12 protein-coding genes and 4 tRNA genes are annotated in these 15661 nt (G+C 55.4%); 4 read left to right on the forward strand and 12 right to left on the reverse strand.

The features are described from left to right. Nucleotides 1–4 precede the first annotated feature (4 nt). The 3 genes from GT571_RS00420 to GT571_RS00430 form a co-directional block, all read right to left on the reverse strand. Nucleotides 5–301, reverse strand: coding sequence for a hypothetical protein (locus GT571_RS00420; protein WP_168170409.1), 297 nt, complete (start codon nucleotides 299–301; stop codon nucleotides 5–7). After that, nucleotides 288–2321, reverse strand: coding sequence for an ABC-F family ATP-binding cassette domain-containing protein (locus GT571_RS00425; RefSeq protein WP_161154724.1), 2034 nt, complete (start codon nucleotides 2319–2321; stop codon nucleotides 288–290). Before GT571_RS00425 ends, GT571_RS00420 begins: the two co-directional genes overlap by 14 nt. Nucleotides 2322–2396: 75 nt before the next feature. Beyond that, nucleotides 2397–2469, reverse strand: a tRNA-Ala gene (locus tag GT571_RS00430). A gap of 281 nt (nucleotides 2470–2750) precedes the next feature. Here GT571_RS00430 and GT571_RS00435 point away from each other — a divergent pair. Beyond that, a tRNA-Ile gene (locus GT571_RS00435) sits at nucleotides 2751–2826 on the forward strand. Nucleotides 2827–2941: 115 nt separating this feature from the next. On the opposite strand, the gene GT571_RS00440 is transcribed toward GT571_RS00435, so the two are convergent. The 3 genes from GT571_RS00440 to GT571_RS00450 all read right to left on the reverse strand — a co-directional run bounded on the left by GT571_RS00440 (nucleotide 2942) and on the right by GT571_RS00450 (nucleotide 4408). Then, nucleotides 2942–3014 (reverse strand) — tRNA-Ala (locus GT571_RS00440). A gap of 392 nt (nucleotides 3015–3406) precedes the next feature. Continuing rightward, a tRNA-Val gene (locus GT571_RS00445) sits at nucleotides 3407–3481 on the reverse strand. Nucleotides 3482–3619: 138 nt separating this feature from the next. Continuing rightward, a complete protein-coding gene (locus tag GT571_RS00450) occupies nucleotides 3620–4408 on the reverse strand; it encodes a DUF3825 domain-containing protein (RefSeq protein ID WP_161154726.1) in 789 nt (262 codons plus the stop codon). Between the two features lie 260 nt (nucleotides 4409–4668). Between GT571_RS00450 and GT571_RS00455 the strand changes: the two genes are divergently transcribed. After that, nucleotides 4669–5994, forward strand: a complete 1326-nt coding sequence (locus tag GT571_RS00455) for an RNA-binding domain-containing protein (RefSeq protein WP_161154728.1) — start codon at nucleotides 4669–4671, stop codon at nucleotides 5992–5994. 131 nt (nucleotides 5995–6125) lie between these two features. On the opposite strand, the gene GT571_RS00460 is transcribed toward GT571_RS00455, so the two are convergent. From GT571_RS00460 to GT571_RS00480, 5 genes are all read right to left on the reverse strand, one after another. Beyond that, nucleotides 6126–6923 (reverse strand): hypothetical protein, encoded by a 798-nt coding sequence (locus GT571_RS00460; RefSeq protein WP_161154730.1) that lies wholly within the window; start codon nucleotides 6921–6923, stop codon nucleotides 6126–6128. Next, the gene (locus tag GT571_RS00465) at nucleotides 6916–8031 is read right to left on the reverse strand and encodes an AAA family ATPase (protein WP_161154732.1); all 1116 of its coding nucleotides are present in this window, start codon (nucleotides 8029–8031) and stop codon (nucleotides 6916–6918) included. The genes GT571_RS00460 and GT571_RS00465 overlap by 8 nt, the downstream gene beginning before the upstream one ends. Nucleotides 8032–8286: 255 nt before the next feature. Continuing rightward, nucleotides 8287–8931 (reverse strand): hypothetical protein, encoded by a 645-nt coding sequence (locus GT571_RS00470; RefSeq protein WP_161154734.1) that lies wholly within the window; start codon nucleotides 8929–8931, stop codon nucleotides 8287–8289. 5 nt (nucleotides 8932–8936) lie between these two features. Next, nucleotides 8937–9275, reverse strand: a complete 339-nt coding sequence (locus GT571_RS00475) for a hypothetical protein (RefSeq protein WP_161154736.1) — start codon at nucleotides 9273–9275, stop codon at nucleotides 8937–8939. 160 nt (nucleotides 9276–9435) lie between these two features. Next, the gene (locus GT571_RS00480; protein WP_161154738.1) at nucleotides 9436–11673 is read right to left on the reverse strand and encodes a hypothetical protein; all 2238 of its coding nucleotides are present in this window, start codon (nucleotides 11671–11673) and stop codon (nucleotides 9436–9438) included. Between the two features lie 183 nt (nucleotides 11674–11856). Between GT571_RS00480 and GT571_RS10230 the strand changes: the two genes are divergently transcribed. Beyond that, nucleotides 11857–12057: a transposase gene (locus tag GT571_RS10230; protein ID WP_368159231.1), complete on the forward strand. Its 201-nt coding sequence runs from the start codon at nucleotides 11857–11859 to the stop codon at nucleotides 12055–12057. Between the two features lie 328 nt (nucleotides 12058–12385). Here GT571_RS10230 and GT571_RS00490 read toward each other — a convergent pair whose 3' ends face one another. Continuing rightward, nucleotides 12386–14086, reverse strand: coding sequence for an AIPR family protein (locus GT571_RS00490; protein ID WP_117747021.1), 1701 nt, complete (start codon nucleotides 14084–14086; stop codon nucleotides 12386–12388). Nucleotides 14087–14944: 858 nt separating this feature from the next. Between GT571_RS00490 and GT571_RS00495 the strand changes: the two genes are divergently transcribed. Then, entirely contained in the window at nucleotides 14945–15610 is a 666-nt protein-coding gene (locus GT571_RS00495) for a hypothetical protein (protein WP_204987176.1), read from the forward strand. Nucleotides 15611–15661: the final 51 nt, after the last annotated feature.

Here is a 15661-nt window from a genome sequence, read left to right on the forward strand (position 1 = left end):
TCCCCTAGCGGACGCGGCGCGAGGCGCGCGTGAGCAGGTAGTCGATCACAAACAGGATCACGGCGACGATGGCGTAATCCAGGCGGAACACGCCGCCAAAGGGCGACGTGATGACGCCATAGCCGGCGATGGCGCTCGGCAGTGCGCGCGAAAGCTCAACGACAAAGCCCACGATCTGCAGCTTGGCGGTGAGGCCGCTAAAACACAGCAGCACGGTCATCGCGCTCATAAAGATGCCGCAGATGCGACAGGCGATGGCGATGATGCTCATCGCCACAGCGGCGGCCTTACGAGAGTTCACGCGCGGTCTCCTCTTCAATCTGGGTGGAAAGCTCCAGCCATTCGTCCTCGAGCTTGGGCAGCTCTTGCTTAAGGCCGTTATATTCCCCCAGCGCGGCGTTGAACTTATCCTGATCGGCATAAAGCTCTTCGCTCGCCATCAATTCCATAAGCTCGTCATAGCGGGCGCGCTTTTTGTCGAGCTCCGACTCGATCTTCTTAAGCTGGTTGCGCACGCCCTTGAGCTTTTTGTTGAGCGCGGCACGGGCCTGGGCCTCGGCGCGCTTTTGCTCCTTGGTCTTTTTGCCCTCGGCCGGCTTGGGGGCGGCGACGGGGGTGTCGGCCTGGGCGGCGTTGGCCTTGGTGGACTTCCCTGCGACAGGTGTGCTCTCCCCTGCCGTCTCGGCGGCGGCACGGGCTGCGAGGTCCTCGCGCTTGTAGAGGTAGTAGTCGTAGTCGCCGTCATAGACCGTGACCTTGCCATCGCGGATGTCGATCACGCGGTTGGCCACGGCGCGCACCAGGTGTTCGTCGTGGCTGATCAGCACGATGGTGCCGGGGAAGTTTTGCAGGGCGTTCTCGAGCATGTCCACCGAGTCGATGTCCAGGTGGTTGGTGGGCTCGTCCAGGCACAGGAGCGCCTCGGGGGCCACGAGCATTTTGGCGAGCGCGAGACGCGCTTTTTCGCCGCCGGAGAGGACGCGAACCTGCTTCTCGATGGAATCGTTGTCGCTAAACAGGAAGGCGCCCAGTAGGCTGCGCTGCTGCGGCACGGTCCACTTGGGCGTGACGGTGTCGATCTCTTGCAGGACGGTGTTGGACTCGGTCATGCCCTCGAGCGCGTGCTGGGCGTAATAGGCCACGCCCACGTTGGTGCCCAGGTCGCGGGTGCCGGTGGTGGGCGGCTCCAGTCCGGCGATGATCTTCATGAGCGTGGACTTGCCGGCGCCGTTGGGGCCGACGAGCGCCACGTGCTCGCCGCGGTAGAGCTTGAGGTCGATATCGCTGTAGATGTGCTTGTTGCCGTAGGACTTGGAGACGCCCTCCAGGCCCACGACCATGTCGCCGGAGCGCGGCGGGTCGGGGAACTTAAAGTCGATGTGCTTGTGGCCCTCGGGTAGGATGACAAGCTCCTTTTTGATCTGCTCGATCTTGCGGATGCGCTCCTGGGCCTGGGCTGCCTTGGTGGGCTTGTAGCGGAACTTGTCGACGAAGACCTGCATGTGGGCGATGTCGCGCTCCTGGGCGGCGCGCTTGGCGCGCATCTGCTCAAGGTTGTCCTCGCGCTGCTTGAGGTAGCTGCTGTAGTTGCCGGTGTAAGTGGTCACGCGACGGTTTTCGAGCGCGGCGACGTGGTCGACGCAGGCGTCCATAAAGGCGCGGTCGTGGCTGACGATGAGGACAGCGCCGTCGTAGTTGGCGATAAAGCCGCGCAGCCACTGGACGCTTTCGAGGTCCAGGTGGTTGGTGGGCTCGTCCAGCAGCAACAGGTCGGGGTGGCGCAGGAAGAGCTTGGCGAGCGCGATGCGCATCTGCCAGCCGCCCGAGAACTCGGAGCATGGGCGCTCAAAGTCGGTGACCTTAAAGCCCAGGCCGGAAAGGATTTTGCGGGCGTTGCTCTCGAGCTCGTAGCCGCCCAGGTGCTCAAAGCGGTCCTGGACCTGGCCGTACTCGTTAAGGAGTGCGTCGACGTCCTTGCCCTGCTCGGAGAACTCTGTGATCTGGGCCTGCAGCTCGTTAGCGCGCTCGCCCATGCGGCGGATTTCCTTGGCGGCGGCCATGACCTCGGCAAGGATGGTGGTGTCCTTGTGCTCCAGATTAGTTTCCTGCTCTAGGTAGCCCACCTGGCAGTCCTTGGCGTACTGGACCTGGCCGGCGTCGGGGCTGTCGATGCCCATGATGATTTTGAGCATGGTGGTTTTGCCGGCGCCGTTAGGGCCCACGAGCGCGAAGCGCTCGCCGGGGTTGATCTGGAAGGACGCGCCGCTAAAGAGGACGCGCGCGCCGAAGCTTTTTTCGATCTTGTCGACCAGGAGGATCATGGTGCCGCCTTTGACCTTGTGTTCCTATATGAAAAAAGGCCCCAACTTGCGTTGGAGCCTCATTCAATGCTCGGGTGGAGACGAGGGGGATCGAACCCCTGACCTCTTGACTGCCAGTCAAGCGCTCTCCCAGCTGAGCTACGCCCCCGTGCGAAGAAGTACTATACGGGAACTTGGACGCCGATGCAAGGACAATTTTGGAAAAACTTCTGCGGGGGCGGTGTGGCGGTGCCCGGCAGCCGCTCGGGGCGCCCGGAAGCGGGCAAGACGGCCTCCTATCGACTGCAAGGACAAAGGCGAACGCCTGATTCTCCTGGTCGACAAGATCGTGCGTTGAACGACCATCGCGTGCATGGTAGTATTCTTCCTCGTGGTGAGAAACTAATGCAAATGGATAGCCGCCATTACTATCGCAGCCACTAACTACAAGGGCTCTTGGCGCAACGGTTAGCGCAGGGGACTCATAATCCCTGGGTTCTGGGTTCGAATCCCGGAGGGCCCACCAGAATTTCCAAAAGGTCAGACACCATCTCTGGCCTTCTTTCTTTTATATAGCTTAAATTGTGTGCCTATATGAAAAAAAGCCCCAACTTGCGTTGGAGCCTTCTTCAATGCTCGGGTGGAGACGAGGGGGATCGAACCCCTGACCTCTTGACTGCCAGTCAAGCGCTCTCCCAGCTGAGCTACGCCCCCGTGCGTTGAAGTACTATACGGGAACACCGGCGGCGATGCAAGGACAATTTTGGAAAAACTTTCCGCGACGGTATGAGATGAGGTTACAAATCTACTAATAGCCAAGAGCTAATAAAGCCGCAAAGTGTTACACCTCTGCAACAGTTTGAAACACTTATACACGCTTGCATTAAAAACGTAAACCATAGTTACATTTAGTCTATGAGATCCGAGGTACAAAACTTTTAGTTAGGTGATTTTATACATTTGTAGGAATTGTGAAGGGGTCATATTCAATAAAAAAGGAGGCCCCATTTTAATAAAGTTGCAAAATTTGGTGTCACTTTTGGTGTCACCCTTGGTGGCAAAAACAAAAAGGCCAGAGGCTTAATACCTCTGACCTGCGCTTTTGATGGTGGGCGATACAAGATTCGAACTTGTGACCCCATCCGTGTGAAGGATATGCTCTACCCCTGAGCCAATCGCCCGTCGCCTTTCGGCAAAAGAGATACTATCATAGCCGCGCGTGGTTTACCAAGAACTTTTTCCCCTCGATTTTAAATTCGTGGGCGCTGGCTGCTCTGGCGCGGTCCAGATTAACAGCAAACCCGCAGCTCAAGGAGCCTTTACCGCTTTATCCACGAGGTCTCGGGGCGGCAGATAAGACGCGCGTTGTTGTAGGCCATCTCGAGCGTGAGGCAGGTGCGCGCGGCGTAGAATCCGCCCTCGCGTTGGATTGTCAGCGCCAGCTCGGGCTTGTCGCCGGTCAGGCACAGCGGCAGAAGCAGTTGAATCCGTCCACCGTAGAACTGCGGCACGGCGAGCGTGTAGTTGGCGGCGGCGCGGCGGGCGGCCTCGACGACGGCGCCCTCAAAGGCGCGGCGCAGTAGCAGCGAGTTTCCCTCCCCCATCAGACTGGCGGGGATGCGCGTGAGGTTTTCCTCGTCGCCCAGGATGTGGTCGATGTTGGAGCGGATTGGCAAGCGGTAGTCAAAGACCAGCTCGGAGGGGTCCTCGGCAAAGCGGACACGGCACGGCAGGTACTCAAACGAGACCAGCATGGGGTCGCTTTCCCTAAAGAAGCCCTTCAAAAACCAGCGTTGGTGTGCGTCGGGCTTGGTGTTGGGCTCAAACAGGCCGTAGATGGTCTCGTAGCGGCGCGTGTACAGGCCGGTGTTGAACAGGCAACGGTCGTCGTCGAACACCAGCGGCAGGTTGGACGGCGCGGTCTGGTTCACGTCGCGCTCGGTCAGAAATACCGCGCGGCTAAACGAGAACGACAGGTAGTTTTTGAGGATGCGGTTGCTGGGGCCCCAGTCCTCGGGATCGGCGAGGTCTACCAGGCGGTCGTAGCTGGGCTCGGGGCAAAACGCAAAGTCGTAGACATTGCTGCACAGGGTGCCGGGGATCTCCATGTGGCGTCCAATCCAATTGATAGCTGGCGTGCGGATGGTTTGATTCTATACGGGCGGCGTCTCCTTGAGGGGCACAGCACAATTGAGCCTAAGCTTATGCGCGAGCTCCTCAAATCGACAAAGTCTCTACCTGCTGTTTCATTGCTTGAAAAGGGCGGTGCGCCTCTGCTTTGGGAAGCATAATTCTAACCATTTTGCTAACCACCATGGTTAGCAAAATGGTTAGAATATGGGCAGAATAGAATCGGAAGGCGGACAGCATGAAATTCCAGGAAACAGAGACAATCGAGCTGAAGGCCATTGCGCAGAACGGCATCAAGAAGGAGATCGTCGCATTTGCGAACTGCGGCGGCGGCACGGTCTACGTTGGCGTCGCCGACGACGGCGCCGTGCCGGGCGTCGAGGACGCGGATGCGTGCGCCCTGCAGGTCTCCAACATGGTGAGAGACGCCGTGAAGCCAGACGTCACCATGTTTGTCAGCTATAAAACGCTCGACTGCGACGGGAAGGCGGTCGTGGCCGTCAAGGTCCAGCGCGGCACGAACCGCCCCTACTACCTAGCGAAGAAGGGCCTGCGCCCCGAGGGTGTCTACGTGCGGCAGGGGTACTCCTCCGTCCCGGCGACCGATGCTGCCATCCGGCAGATGATCAAAGAGACTGACGGCGACAGCTTTGAGGACATGCGCTCCCTCGACCAAGCGCTCACCTTCGAGTCGACGAAAGGGGAATTCGAGACACGAAAGATCCCCTTCGGCGCGCCGCAGATGCAGGCCCTGAATATAACCTCATCGGACGGTCTCTACACAAACCTCGGCCTGCTCCTGTCCGACCAGTGCCCGCATACCGTAAAAGCGGCCGTTTTCGAGGGGACGGACCCGAGTGTGTTCAATGATCGCCGGGAGTTCTCCGGGTCCCTCATGCAGCAGCTCGACGAGGTCTACGACTACATCGACTTCCACAACCAGACCCATGCCACTTACCAAAAGCTGCTGCGCGTCGACACCCGGGACTACCCGGAGGTCGCCGTGCGCGAGGCCTTGCTGAACTCGATCGTGCACAGGGACTACTCCTTCCGCACCAGCACGCTGATCAGCGTCTACGACGACAGGATCGAGTTCGTGTCAGTCGGCGGCCTTCTGCCCGGCTTTGAGCTGGAGGATTTGATGATGGGCGTCTCCGCCTGCCGGAACCCGCATCTCGCCAACGTCTTCTACCGCCTGCAGCTCATCGAGGCATACGGCACGGGGATGAGGAAGATCATGGGGGCCTACGCGGGTGCGGCCTCTCAGCCGCAAATCATGGCCACGAACAACGCATTCAAAATCGTCCTGCCCAACACGAACTTCGCAGCAACGGCAGCGGAAACGCCCACGGCAAACAGCAAGGAGGCGCCCGCTGCTTCCTATTCCCGAGAGGACGAGATCCTGCGGTTCTTGGCAGAGCACCCCTCAATCACCCGAAAGGAAGCGCAGACGTTGCTCGGGATCGGCCAGTCCACGGCCGGCCGCATATTGAAAGAGATGGTGGATAAGGGGCAAATCGCAAGACACGGCGGAGGCCGCACCTTGCGATACGAATTGGCGTAATGATGTGTCTCTGAGGCAATTGTCCACTTTGCCTTCTGGTCAAGAGCAATTGGCTAACGGGCGAGTTGGGGCTCTTATGCCGAGTTCACGATTTAGGCAGGAGAACCTGTGCCCGCGAGATTAATTGCGCCTCATCCTTTTTCTCGAGGGCAATCATCGAACTTAAGGTGGCGCATCGGGGCCATGGAATTAAAGAACTTATCGTCAAAGTAGTCGAGTAGAAACTCTGGAAAAGCCGACAGCACAAACACCGAACCGTCCTCGCTCCGCATTCTTTTCTCCTCGCGGAAAATCGCATCGACCGTAACCAGCTCTCGATATGTCCCAAATGAAACCTCATCGAGATCGAGCAGGCACTTGCATCTCAATACGAAGGCAGCGATTGCATCTTTCCATTGGGGAAGCTCCATGTGCTTCCCCACGTTAACGTTTCCCTCTCCCGACATCTTTTTATATTGAGCGATTTCCGAGTTGTCAACAAAACAGCCTGAATGCGCCTGGCACTGCCCCGCGCGATAATCGTACAGCGCCTCGACCATCGGGTAGCTTATATAGAGCTTTCCGCTCTCGTGCTCGTTATCGAATGCGAGGAGCATTGCCTCCACAAGGGCATCGGACTCGCATCCAGGCGCATTGTTTTGATGGGAGTCGTAGTCAAAGAAGAGAAAGACCTCGTCAACAGAATCCCGCTCCACGCCCTCTAGACATTTTGCAGCGGAAGGCACCGTTTCTCTTAGCACCTCCACAACATCCAGATCGAAGTCCTCCTCTGCAAGCCGTTCGTAGAGCATGTAGATGTTCTGCGCCGCTGGCAGACAGATCACCCTCAGGTCATCTCTCCCTTTCAGAAAAAGCTCTTTCATCTTCTCCGCAAAGCGCAGGTCACGCGACTCCCCTTCAACGATGAAAAGCGTGACCGGACTAGCCATCGAAAGCACCGGCCTTAAACATCTTCTGGAGGTTATGGGCCAATCTGAGCTCCTTGGGCGTTAGCTTCTCCAGCGAGCGAATCTCCCCCTCCTTAAGAATGAAATAGACATCGGGCCGCATGAGGTCGTTCGTCAAAAGGTCCGTGTTGTGCGTCGTAATGAAAACCTGGACACCCTCGAGGTCCCGCAGCATCTCCACGATCGACCGGGACAATTCAAAGTGATAAAAAGCATCGAATTCATCGATGAAGACCAAGGAAGCCTTGCTCATCTTGATATACCAGTAGTAGTACAGAGCAAGTGACATGGTGCCTGTCGAGGCAACCGACGCAAACGGAACGGTACCGCCCTCGAACCTGCAATAAAGCTCGGGAACTCCATTCACGTTCACGGATACGAGGTTCAGGGAGATTCCCTGCTGGCGCAAGAATTCTTGGAAGTCCTCTATCTTCCCCTCGCGAATAATGCCCTGGGTAAAGCTATCCGTGCCAACCGAAAGCCCCTGGTACCCGCGCTCGTCGAGTGAGTAGAACATCAGCATGTTGTCGACAAAGGAGGTGAAGGCTCTAAACGCCCTGGCAGACGGCTCATCTCGCAGTATTGCATTGCTCTTGACGTATTTGACACGCGACAGCCTGTCGGACTCAGCGGGGAGATCGGTAGAAAGCGAGAGGGACTCGGCGCCCGGCAGGTCAACATGGCCCGTTTGAGCGTCGAACCTGTAGCTCAAGACCTCCACGTCATCAATGCACAGGCTCTCGTACACAAGCGTCTGTGGGTCGGTTTTCCCGTAGCGGTATACGACGTCGATATTGTCGAAGACAAAATCGTATTGAAACTCTGTGATTGAACTCTTTGAATCAAGGCACCGATATGGCAAGTATTTTTTGAGCAGCTTTTCCTTGTCGGTCAGATGCAGAACGATGTCGAATATCGCGAGGGCGAAATTGGACTTTCCGCTGCCATTCGCACCATATATGATGCCCTTTGCCTTAACGCCGCCCTGAATCACCTGTTGATTAAATGAGTAGTTGGCGGGATCGGATAGATCAAATGTAATTCGCTTATCGAAGCACTTGAAATTTGAAACCGAAAACTTCTTGAGCATGGTACAGTTCCTCTGCTTTCTGAGGTTATTTGAGACACAGGGTAAAGCAGCTGAGCAAATCGGTCAATTTACCCGTATTTTTAATACGGATATTCCGAAGAAAAACTACGGAAGTACGCGATGCGCACCGGACCTGTCCAACCGATTCCGTAGTGCTGGCAACTACATGAGACAACCTACGAGATATGCGGGGCGAGGTTTTCCAGAGCGACGAACGATAGAGATGCGGATCATCCGAAGAAGGTTGAAATCCACTCAGACCGGCAGCGTGTAGGCGCAAGTTGAGCGGCGTGCGGAACCCAGGAGCGCTGCTCCCAGCAGGAATAGCGCTAAGGAGACTGCGATCCAGTTGACGTCGGTGGTCTTGGGGAGCGTGGCGGCGGCGCTGGCAGCCTTGGCCTTGGATGGCTTGGACGCCGTGGCCTTGGTCACTGTCGCTTTGGTTGTCGTGGTTATCCTGGGCGTCGTGCTCGCCGGCTTCAGCGCGGGATCCGTCGCGGGCCCGGCACCGGGCTGCCCAGTGGCAGGACCGGCACCGCCGGCCGGCTCGCCCGTGCCACCGGGCGCCTCGCGCCCGCCGGTCTCCCCCGCCGGCGCCGTGGCGCCCTGGGGCTCGATCACTACAAGCGGCGCCATGGCCCCGGAGGCATCCAACACGCCGCCGGCACCGAAGGCCCCGCCCGCAGGCGTCACAAACCGTGCGGACGCAAGCGACCCGCTCGTGCACCCGACACCGCCATCGGTACCGGTCGCATCGAGCCACGAGGCATCGACGGAAAGCCCACACCCGGCCGAGCCGTCGCCGGCGCCAGCGTCCTGCAGGCACACACCGTAGGCACGCACGCCGGCGGCGGGCGCGCCGCCGCGCACGGCCGTGTCGTCGGCGATCACGCGGCCCACACGCGTCACTCCTTCTCGCGCACAGCGCAGATCACCTGGGTGCGCTCGTCGTTCCTTTTGGAGAGTACCTCGCGGCTCGGGTATCCAATGGCCTTTATCGTGCGCGCCAGGCTTTTCCCGTGCCCCGGGTAGCGATTGACCGCATCCCGCTTCGCCTCGTCGGAACACCTCGGCCTGCGATGCTCCCTTTCCAGGAGCTCATCGCCGTCGATCTGGTACTCCTTCCACCAGTTGTGGAGCGTGACGCGGCTGGGGTAGCCGAGCTTTGCTATGGTGTCAGCCGTGCTGCATCCGAACCTGGCGAACGTCACGATGACCTTTGCCCTTTGCTCTGCGCTGTACATCCGTATGATCCTCCCGGTTCTCTTTTGGTCTAGGATTTCCACCGCAGCCCCAAGGGGCTAGAAGGATAAAACAGGCAGGGCCATTGCAGCGCTACGTGTTGAGAACTTGGCCAGCAACGAGAAGTTTGTGAAACGTTTTGTGAAGCGTGGCAGGACGAAGCTACCTCTCGGCAAAGGTACCCCAACCGCCGGCAGGAACGTCGACACAGCTTTCGAGGTAACTCTTCATGATGTCTTCCAATGTGGGCACGCGTCCTTCGGCCAATATGCCCAAGGCATCCAGCACATCGAATACGGCGGCTGCGTCATCGACCCCGAGGAGGTCTTCGTTGCACAGGTCCAACCTCGCACCAAGCACAGTATACCCGTGCTGCACAGCGACCCTCGCAAGGGCATCGTCATCGGCAACCAGCGGGTGCCTTTGGATCTCGACAACCAACCCATACTCTTCGCCGGGCTTTCTGGAATCAAGATCGAACGCGAGCCCGATCTCTTGGACGACGAGCCACGTTTCGGCATATAGCTTCCCTGCCTCGTCCAAGAATAGCCTCGTCATGGCGGGCACGACATCCCCATACCCAAGAAACTTCCCGCAAAGAAGCGTTTTCGACAGGGAAGAAACCTTCGGATAGCGAGACAGCCACGCCCTGCCCTCTCGAGTTTTAAGCAAGGGGCAAACCTCTTCGGGATTTCCAAGCATTTCCGTAAGCATGTAGAACCTGGCACAGAAGGCGGCGGCGGTAATGTTAATCCGAATGCCGGGCGCGTAATGGCTCATCGGAGTCTCGAAGCCGGCGGCCCTTTCATACGCGCCTCTGCACTCGGCACGCATACCAAGCAAGGCGTAGCACAGGCTCATCTCGAGATAGGGATATCCGAGGGACGGTTGCTTGTTGAGCGTAGCGAGGCGCTCTTCGGCAATCGAGAGCTGCATTTTTGCCACCTCGGGTTTGTCGTACAGTGTCAGCCGGGCAAGCTGCCATCGACACTCGAGCGCCGCCATAACCTGCAAGCTTCCCTCAAGGAGGCCTATAGCCTCATCAGTGTACGACACGGCGCGCTCAACGTTCTCTCCCACCATTAAGGCTAGGGCAGCGCGTTCTCGCAGCACTTGGGAGCGCCGCAGAATCGCCTCGGGAGGAAGGCCATCCTCCATCACATCCAAATCATGCTCCGCGTCCCCATCCTTGAAATACCGCATTACGCTCTCAGCCAAAGTATTTAGGGAGCGGTCATCCACCGCCAAGCCCGAAAGCATCGCCCTCAGGTTCATATGGGCATAGTAACGTGCATCGGGGTCGCTCACGCACAAAAACCGATCGCATCCTTCGAAGAAATTGAGCACGGGGGCGGGGTCGAGCCCGTCGGCCCACGCGATTCTTCCCAAGCTCGCCATAGCGACGACGCGCTGTTGCTCGGAAAGGGAGGCATTGCTGAGGGTGCTTTCGACCTCGGCCAAATACAACTTGTTCCTGTCCTCGATGCTTGCCCCTATCTGCCTCATGAAAAGAAGCCGCAGATTGAAGAGCTGCCCAAAATCGTTGGGGCCAATCGGCGCAAGCGCCTTTTCGCATTCCTCAATCAACCCCCACCCTTCTTCAATGCCGCCATCAGGCAAGCCGATTTTCGTTTTATTCAATGTTGCATTCTCAAACAGTAGCAAGAGGAACGACTTATTCCGAACGCCCAGACGCTTGGCTTCACGATACGTCTTCTTGAACTCGTCGTCGGCGACTTTGAACTGACCGTTCACGATATAGCCAACCGCGCGGTTGTGCCAAAGCTGGACTTTGATGAAAGGGTCTGTCTTGTCGGATATCTCGGCCAAGGCGCTTTCGAGTTCCGCTTGCGACCCAGCACAATCGCAAGCGGAGTCCGCGATAATATGGAGGGCGAAATGCCTGAAAGCCGGTTCTAAGTTTTCGTCCTCAAGCATCCTTTTTGCAACGCCGTTGTTTCCCAAGTAGATGTTGCAGAAAATCCTGTCCTTGTCGAGGCAGGCGAGCTGCCTTCTGGACAGTCGATCACGGTCAACCGAGTTCATCAGCCTGAAGGCAGCTACGTAGTCGCAATCGGGAAGAGAGGGATCAGCCTTGCCCACTATGTCATCTAGCCGCTGCGCACACCAAAAATAGTTGGCGGGAAGAGCGAGCAGACACACCGCGAGAAAGACCGATGCCACACCCGTCAACCATAAAAGGCTAAGCCTAACCGATGCAAACAATGCGACGAACGCCAGTGCCACAACAAAGATATCAGCCTTGTAAAACCGCGCCAAAGCCTGCTTACACAACCACAGCAACGCCGGCGCGACGACAATCGAAACCGCCAGGATAGAAAGGGCCGGGTCAGGCCCCGTGATGATATCAATCGCAGCAAGGATATCTTGGAACCCCATAATCCTCCGCTAGACTCGAGTCCAATACTCGTTTGCTATTGTAGCTTGCATTCTATAGTGATCTTCCTTCATGTAGTTTCAAATAGAACACATGTTTTGGAAATTGTTTTTGCAATGACTGGGATATCCGCAACCCGCCGCCAGCATAAAACGCGCATTGTGAGAATTACCTGATCAGCCAGTTTGCAAATACTACCAGCGGACTGCATATGCCAGCTCGATTGCGAGCTACGAGGGCTTCGCGGCGTGCGCATGTTCACCGGCGACAAGGCCGTCGGCATGGTCGGCTCGCTCGCCGAGATGTTCCCTGGGGCCAAGTGCCGGCGCTGTGCAGCGCACTTCATCCGCATACAGTGGTCTACTGCCCCTGCGCCCTGTACATAGCCTCGGTTGTCTCGTGGACGCCGGCCGCCGTCAGGGTGGCGCCGTGCTCATGGCACGCCGTCCAGACGGGCTCGCCCCCGAAAAGCCGTACGAAGGCGAAAAGTAAGGCGAGAAAATGGCCTTCCTGTTGCACCTGATTGGAATGGGTATGGGGCTGTGCACGCTCGTCGCCTACGCCTGCATCAAAGTAGGGGCTGAAAGCGAAGCGGTTGACGACGCGAGCTGATTAGTGATCGTCAAACTGTTCGGAACCGAACGAAAATAGAGAGGCCCTTTGCAAAAAGGACCTCTCTGCTGATGGCATTCTAGAGAACAGCCCTGGATTGCCCTAAGGCAACAGTAGTGAAATCTTTTCCTTGACCTTACTTGCCATGGCGTAAGACTTAGCAGCTTTGGATGTTCCGCCAAGGGCCAGATAAACATCCATCACCATGTCCGCAACAGTTTGAATAATTTCATCTGAAAGCTTGTCAAGGTCGAGATTCTCTATGTCACCAAATGTCAGGCTATCTTTATTGGACAACATGGAAGCAACGCCCATTATCACGTAAAATCTTATGTCGCTTATTTGGGAACCCTCTAAGTCTCTCTTAATTTGTGGAAACTTCAGGCAAACCTGTTTTCCGAGACTAGCGGCTCTGTAGTAAGCCTCAAGGTTGCCATCCTGACCAAATATTTTCTTATATTGAACTTCGTCAGACAAAAGTGTCGACGGTCTTGCCCTTGCCTGATCCGGCCTGCCGAGAAGTATCGACATCATGCATTGCGCAAGAAAGGAGAGGGTTACGATCTCTTCTCTCTTCCTCCCCTGGTTTTTGTAATAGTTCTTCCGCCTTTCGTAATACAGTCCATTTCTTTTCATGTAGAGTTCTATCTGGATATGGATTTGGTCAGTAGCGCGAAGCGATGTCTTTTTCACCTGAGTTTGGTTGTTCGTCGCCAGTATCACTCTGTTTCTGGTCTCATCGCTTCCCGGCACAAGGATTTTTACCATCACATTTCTGGAATCTTCGGCGTCTTCTGTGCGAGACTCCATAAATTTATATATTTCATACGACGTTTGAAGTCCATTAACGATGCGAGGCTCTTCCATTTTCACTTCTGCTCCTGCTATTTGGTAGGCTTCAGAAGCCAGTATCGTTACCCCGTTGTTGAGCCACCAGAAATCGTCTTCGCTAGGATGCTCCAACGTTTCCCTGATTCCTTTGTTGACTGAAACATTTCCCTCGTAATCTCTGACGTTCGCCTCAAAAAGATAGCTACGGAGCTGTCCTTGGTCGTCAGTGAGGAAGCGGTAGTAATCCGACAAAGACACCAGGCCAAAGACATCCGTTCTCTGAGGAACTGATGCATAGGACCCCGAAAAACGCATAACAAGCCCACTCTCTGCGGGAGGCGACCAGATGCGCATCAATTCGTCTGCTCCAACTAAAACACACGAAGAACTAAATCGGCTTACGCCGACGATTTCGTCAATGGCAGCGGGAAGCTGCTCTTTCTGAATCTTAACGCCGTCCGATGGTGAATCCGCATTCGCGATGTACACGAACTTCATTCGGATTTCGTTTCCGGCCATCGCCGCCGCTTGAATCGCTTCTCTTATTCTTCCAAAAGTATCGATAACGCGATCAGAATATTTATCGTCGAAATCATTTAAGTTTTTATCGAATGTCAGAAGGTCATTGCAGGTGTCCTTCCACTTCAAGAACGCGTCTTCTTTGAATGATTTTGAAACCTTAGTCTGAAGAATAACAATTTCAACCCTTGATCCACGATTGATGTAGTTTTGAATCTGGACATCCTCACTCAAGAAATAATTGTTGGCGAAGATGTAAATAGCATCGCAGCCCCCGTCTCGCGACCCTCCAATGAGCCCTTCCGCTATCTCGTCGTCGTCAAGGTCGTATGGAGCCATGTATCGAGAAGAAGCCAACAGTTCAAAGTAGTCCCCTTTAGAACTATATTCAGTCTGCTTAGAGAATTCGTCCGAAATGAATCCGTCTATCAGAATCTGGCTGTTGGTTGGCATTCTTCCTCCTAAAGATGAATAAGCTAATGAAATGATACGACTTTTATGATTTTAGTGTAAGCACCAAAACAACCGCGTCTTAACAGCCTGATAAGCTTTGGGCAAAATCGTCGCAACACTTTATTCAGCATGGGCTGCGGTGACGCAGGCAAACATAGAACGCAGGAACATGTGGGCAGATCGTGAGTAACCGTCTTTCTCCGTACCGCCCGCTACAGGCGGTACGGAGAAAGACGGTTACTCGATAGGTATCTATCGGAATGCGACGCTGCTATATCACTGCATAAACTGGTCGACTTTGGGAACGGTTACGCTTTCAATAGCGGCACTTATTCAGATGACGGCAACTATAAAGTTCAGACAATCAAGAACGTGCGGGACGGCAACGTTGACTGTTCTGACGCCAATCGTATCGTGAACATTCCTGGCCGCATAAAATCGTATTGCAGACTCATGCTAGGAGATATCGTGCTTTCGCTCATGGGCAGTGTTGGCAGGGTCGGAATTGTTGCGGAACCTGACTGTTTACTTAATCATCGAGTTGCCGTGCTCGTTTCTGTCAGGAAAGACACGCTGACAGGATTTTTTTCTGGTTCTGGCAAACTGCCTTTAAGGAACATATGATTGGCATTGCACAGGGAACTGCCCAGTCTAACCTGAGCGCCTTGAAAAACTACAGTTGGAGATACCCCATAATTCCGGTGCCATTTCGGCACTTTGCGAGAACTTGATGCCTCTGTTCGATACCATTCTCGACAACAGGATTGAAATGCAAGCACTTTCCTCGCTTAGAGACGCTCTCCTGTCGATGCTAATGAGCGGGGAAAATCGCGATTGACGAGGTTGTACAATTTGAACATGGACAATAAGGGAACAACGACAAGTTACGAAGGCGTGCTGCCCTCCCATATGCCATTCGATATCTGGGAGGTATACGCCCGTCTCGTGCTTCAATTCCTTGATGAAGCAACGTATAGAAACCTGTCGCATAGGGACAAACCCGACCTTTGGGATGAACTCCATGACCTGGGAGTCGAGGTAACCCAAGCAATATCTCAAGAAACCCAGGAGGCGGACGCTTTGTATGCGAAGCTCCGCGAAACGGATGACGCAAAGCTTAAGGAACGGCTGACGGAACGAATCGAGCAGGTTGGTGCTGAGGTGTTTGATTGGGGCCTCTTCGGTCCCAGCGGCAAAGATTCTTTTGGCCTGGTTATAGAAGCTTACAAGGAAAAACTTGGTAAGCTAAACGGCGGCGGGTATAGGCCATTTGCGCACAATCACCTATTCATAAGGTCGGATGTGCTGGCCGATACGGTAATGCTCGAAGAGGCGCTTGCTGCCTTTCTTTCATTGAGTGCATATTCGGTCTCTTTCGAGCGCGTCATTGTCACGGTGCCAGGGCATAACTACGATTTCGATCTTGTATCTCAAATGTATAAAGCCATATCGTTCGGAAGTGATGATCAATTTAGGATCGCTGAACAAGCGAGGGCGCTTGTCTTAGGCGCGGAGATGAGTTAAGCCACCAAATAATCATTTACCGGGACGTAGGCCTACGCTTCAGAATTGTTT

The organism is Collinsella aerofaciens (genome assembly GCF_009876115.1).
GTDB lineage: Bacteria > Actinomycetota > Coriobacteriia > Coriobacteriales > Coriobacteriaceae > Collinsella > Collinsella aerofaciens_N.